The sequence below is a fragment of the Mesorhizobium sp. genome (assembly GCF_004962925.1).
In the GTDB taxonomy this organism is placed as follows: Bacteria; Pseudomonadota; Alphaproteobacteria; order Rhizobiales; family Rhizobiaceae; genus Mesorhizobium.
The window spans coordinates 9,498-13,669 of the sequence record NZ_SUEO01000041.1 but is presented as its reverse complement, the minus strand read 5'-3'; the positions used below and the strand labels follow the sequence as shown (position 1 = coordinate 13,669).

General features: G+C 63.8%; 8 protein-coding genes. 4 read left to right on the top strand and 4 right to left on the bottom strand.

Annotated elements, in window-relative coordinates; all coding sequences use genetic code 11:
• The 4 genes from E5W87_RS11265 to E5W87_RS11250 form a co-directional block, all read left to right on the top strand.
• Positions 1-196, top strand: a 196-nt coding sequence (locus E5W87_RS11265) for a helix-hairpin-helix domain-containing protein (RefSeq protein ID WP_292397028.1), incomplete at its 5' end; no start/stop codon positions are given.
• 97 nt (positions 197-293) lie between these two features.
• On the top strand, positions 294-890 hold the full coding sequence (gene pgsA / locus E5W87_RS11260) for a CDP-diacylglycerol--glycerol-3-phosphate 3-phosphatidyltransferase (RefSeq protein WP_095483221.1): 597 nt from the start codon (positions 294-296) through the stop codon (positions 888-890).
• A gap of 1 nt (position 891) precedes the next feature.
• Positions 892-1,149, top strand: coding sequence for a molybdopterin converting factor subunit 1 (gene moaD / locus E5W87_RS11255; RefSeq protein ID WP_095483222.1), 258 nt, complete (start codon positions 892-894; stop codon positions 1,147-1,149).
• A gap of 1 nt (position 1,150) precedes the next feature.
• Entirely contained in the window at positions 1,151-1,639 is a 489-nt protein-coding gene (locus E5W87_RS11250) for a molybdenum cofactor biosynthesis protein MoaE (RefSeq protein WP_292397084.1), read from the top strand.
• A gap of 45 nt (positions 1,640-1,684) precedes the next feature.
• Here E5W87_RS11250 and E5W87_RS11245 read toward each other — a convergent pair whose 3' ends face one another.
• The 4 genes from E5W87_RS11245 to E5W87_RS11230 all read right to left on the bottom strand — a co-directional run.
• A complete protein-coding gene (locus E5W87_RS11245; RefSeq protein WP_292397022.1) occupies positions 1,685-2,182 on the bottom strand; it encodes a DoxX family protein in 498 nt (165 codons plus the stop codon).
• A gap of 2 nt (positions 2,183-2,184) precedes the next feature.
• Complete coding sequence (locus tag E5W87_RS11240; protein WP_292397019.1) at positions 2,185-2,985, bottom strand: DUF2063 domain-containing protein; 801 nt, start codon at positions 2,983-2,985, stop codon at positions 2,185-2,187.
• Positions 2,972-3,889 carry a DUF692 domain-containing protein gene (locus E5W87_RS11235; protein ID WP_292397016.1) on the bottom strand — a complete coding sequence of 306 codons (918 nt, stop codon included), beginning with the start codon at positions 3,887-3,889 and terminating at the stop codon, positions 2,972-2,974. The genes E5W87_RS11240 and E5W87_RS11235 overlap by 14 nt, the downstream gene beginning before the upstream one ends.
• 32 nt (positions 3,890-3,921) lie before the next feature.
• The coding region (locus E5W87_RS11230) for a DUF2282 domain-containing protein (protein ID WP_292397013.1) at positions 3,922-4,172 on the bottom strand (251 nt) is incomplete at its 5' end.

The window sequence follows — 4,172 nt, the reverse complement described above, 5'->3', positions numbered from 1 at the left end:
CCGCCGCAAGAAGGAGATGGTCAAGAGCCCGCTCGATGAGATCAGCGGCATCGGCCCAGGCCGCAAGCGCGCGCTGCTCATGCATTTCGGCACCGCCAAGGCGGTCGGCCGCGCCGCGATCGAGGATTTGGTCAAGGTCGATGGTATATCCGAGCAGGTGGCGAAGCTGGTCTACAACCATTTTCACGAGAGCTGATGGATTGCTATTTTCGGTTGGTCCATCGACTATCGCCTGTTGACCCCCCACATTCGCTTCTGATTTGAGTACGCAGGCAGAAAGAGTTCCCAAGAATATGGCCCAGCGCGCATTCAACCTGCCCAACATGCTCACCTACGCCCGCATCCTTGCGGTGCCGCTGGTTGTGCTGTGTTTTTTTCTCGAAGGGCATCTGAAGTCGAGCGACTTCGCCCGCTGGTCGGCGCTGATCATTTTCCTGCTGGCCTCGATCACCGACTATCTCGACGGCTATCTGGCGCGCGCCTGGCAGCAGACCTCGAATATCGGCAAGATGCTCGACCCGATCGCCGACAAGTTGCTGGTCGCCACTTGCCTGCTGCTGCTGGCGGCCGACACCGATCGCCATGCCGGCATCGCCGGCTGGTCGCTGTGGGCGGCGATCATCATCCTGTGCCGCGAGATCCTGGTCTCGGGCCTGCGCGAATATCTGGCGGCGCTGAAGGTCTCGGTGCCAGTGACGCAACTGGCAAAGTGGAAGACCGCCATCCAGATGGTCGCCATCGCCTTCCTGCTGGCGGGACCTGCCGGCGACAAGATCTTCCCGCTGACCACGCAGACCGGGTTGGTGCTGTTGTGGATCGCCGCCTTGGTCACGCTCTACACTGGCTACGACTACTTCCGCGCCGGCCTCAAGCACATCATGGACGAGTAGGATGTCGACGAAGCTCATTTATTTCGCCTGGGTGCGCGAGCGGATCGGCAAGCCGGAAGAGGATGTCGAATTGCCCGCCGGCATCGAGACCGTGGCCGACCTGCTGCGCTGGCTGAAATCGCGCGGCGAGGAGTATGAGCACGCGCTGCAATATCCTGATGTGATCCGCGTGGCCATCAACCAGGAGCATGTCGAGCACCGCGAGAAGATATCAGGCGCGCGCGAGATCGCGCTGTTCCCGCCGATGACGGGTGGCTGAAATGCCCGGCGCGGTGGTGCCGACGGTGCGCATCCAGGCGGAGGATTTCGATGTCGCCGCCGAGATCGCCAAGATGACGCGAGACCGCGCCGACATCGGCGCCGTGGTGACTTTCTCGGGTCTCTGCCGCGACGAAGCTGGTAGGCTCGCGGCACTCGAACTCGAACATTATCCCGGCATGGCCGAGGCCGAGATCGGCCGCATCGCCGCCGAAGCGGTCGGCCGCTGGCCGCTGCAGGGCCTCACCGCCATCCATCGCCATGGCAGGATCGCGCCCGGTGAGAACATCGTGCTGGTGGTCGCGGCCTCCGCGCACCGGCAGGCGGCGTTCGAAGCGGCGAACTTCCTGATGGATTATCTGAAATCGCGCGCGCCGTTCTGGAAGAAGGAACACCACACCGACGGCTCGCAAGGCGGCTGGGTCGAAGCCAAGGAGGCCGACGACGAGGCCGCAAGCCGCTGGAAGCAGGCTGTACCGAAACGAAATTGATGCTTCGCGTCACCGCCGGAGTGGTGGGGAACCCATCAGCCCCCATCAGCCTTTGTCGGTGCCGATCCAGTGATCGAGCGCAACCCGGCCGGGTCCCCACGCCATGATGCCAAGCGCCATCGCCGCCCAGGTGATGTGCAGCGGCCAGCCGTCCGGTACGGTGAGCTGTATGACCAGCGTCATCAGCAGCAGCCCGAATGCCGCCAGTCGTGTCGCCAGGCCGAGAACAAGGAGAATTGGCAGCAGGATTTCCGCCGATCCTGAGACGAACGCCACCAGCCCAGGTGCGGGGAAATCATAAGGACCGCCGGGCAAATGCAGCTTGAACTCCGAGCTGAAAAGCAGCACGGCGACGTCATTCAACTGCAGAAAACCGTCCCATTTGTTGACGCCGGACCGCCAGAACGGGACGGCGAGTGCGCAGCGCAGGACGAGCTGCGTCAGCGACGGTGTGGCACTCGTGCGCAAGGCGGCATTCACTCTCTCGACGACAGCGGCGATCCCTCGCGGCTCGGTGCTGACATTCTGCCCATGGTTCGTCATGGTCATCCTCCCTGGTGTGCCGCTGTGAAGGCGCCCGCTTGCAGCAGGCCGGCAATGTTGGCGGAAAGATCGAATTCGGCACGCTCCGCAAATGCTGCCGCAGCCGACGCGCCGAGCGGCTCGCCCGCCACGAGGCGATCCAGAAAAACAGCGCCGCCCGGCGGCAGGTGGCAAACAAACACTTCGAGGCCGGGCCGCGTGACCAGCGCATCTTCAGGGCCGCCCGCCTGGATCCGCCCGACAGGACCGTCGCTCCGGTTTGCCGCAAAGATCGTCACGACCGGATAGCGCGAGCATATGGCGCGCGTTGCCGGGTGCGGCACGAACACGGTATCGGCCAGTCGTTCGGGCGGGATCGACGCCAGTGCTCCGGGAGCCAACGGTTCCGCGTCAGCGGCGTGATAGGCGTCGAGCCAGGCCCGCTCTAGGCGCGCCACGTCGGCCAGCCACGGCATCGATTGCGCGTATTCGTAGCACTCGATGAAATCGGGAAAGTCGCGGCCGTATTCGAACAGAAGCGGCGAGGTGGGCGGTGTCTCGCGGACATGAAAGCGCGCCATCGCGCGAAAGAAGTCCGGGCCGGTGATGCGCATCGTCGCCGGAAAGCTGGCGGCCAGCGCATCGATCAGACTGACCGTGACGTTGTTGCGGTAGACGGCATATCGCTTGACCGCAGCTTTGCCGTTTGGCCCCGAGACAGCGTCAGGCGGGGCACGGTCAGGATCGAGCAAACCGGCGGTGAATGCCGCGGCATAGTCGAACCGGCGGCCGGGATCGCCCGATTGGAACTCATCCTGCGGCATGGGCTTTTCCGAACAAGCTGTCGGCATGACGGTCGAGGATCGCTTGGGCGGCGGCGGCCTCCGCCTTGAGCACCGGCCAGCTGGGAATGTCGCTGTCCCATTCGATCAGCGTCGGCAGCGGCCCGCATCGGCCGATGACGATATCGAAAAGCGTCCAGACCGCATCCTCGACCGGGCCGTCATGGCTGTCGATAAGCAGCAGGTCGCCCTCGTCATCCTCCTGCTCGGCATGCCCGGCCAAATGGATTTCGCCGACATGATCGAGCGGGAAATCCGCGAGGTAGGAAAGGGCTGAGTAGCCGTGATTGGTGGCCGAGACGAAGACGTTGTTGACGTCGAGCAACAAGCCGCAACCGGTACGCTGCACCAAAGCGCGGATGAAATCTGTCTCGCTCATCGTCGATTCCGGGAAAAGCACGTAGGTCGAGGGATTCTCGAGCAGGATCGGGCGGCCGATCGTCCCTTGCACTTCGTCGATGTGATCCGCGACGCGCGAAACCGTTGCCGGCGTATAGGGCAGGGGAAGCAGGTCGTTGTAATAGGTGGTGTCGTGGGTCGACCAGGCGAGATGCTCGGAAACGAGCGCCGGTTCATAGCGGTCGACAAGTGCCTTGAAGCGACCGAGATGCGCTTTGTCGAGCGGCCGCGGTCCGCCGATCGACATGCACACCCCGTGCAGCGAAACGGGAGAGTCGCGGCGGATCTTGGTCAGCGCATCGTGCGGCGGGCCGCCGGCGCCCATGTAGTTTTCGGCGTGAACCTCGAAGAAGCCGCCCTTTGGGTCGTCGCCGAGGATCGCGTGTAGATGTTCATGCTTGAAACTGGTGCCGGCAAGGCCAGCGACCGGGTGCGCCGGAAAGCGCGAGGTTTTCGACATGCGGGATGGTGGGGCCAGACCGTTCATCTTCGTCTCCGCTTTCCGAGCGGTTGCATTGCTTACGACGGGATGTCGCGGGTCAGCTCCGTGGGCGAGCCCTTGCGGTCGCCGGGCAGGTCCATGGTCGTGCAGGTGCCGCCATCGACAAATTTCCAGGCGTTGCCCTGGTAATCGACAGTCGAAGTGCCCTGGCAGGTGGTTCCTGCACCCGCCTTGCAGTCGTTCTGTCCCTTCATGGCGACGCCAAAGCATTTCTCCTTGCCGGCATCCATCGCCGCCTTGACCTGTGCCTCGGTCAGCGGCGCAGCCG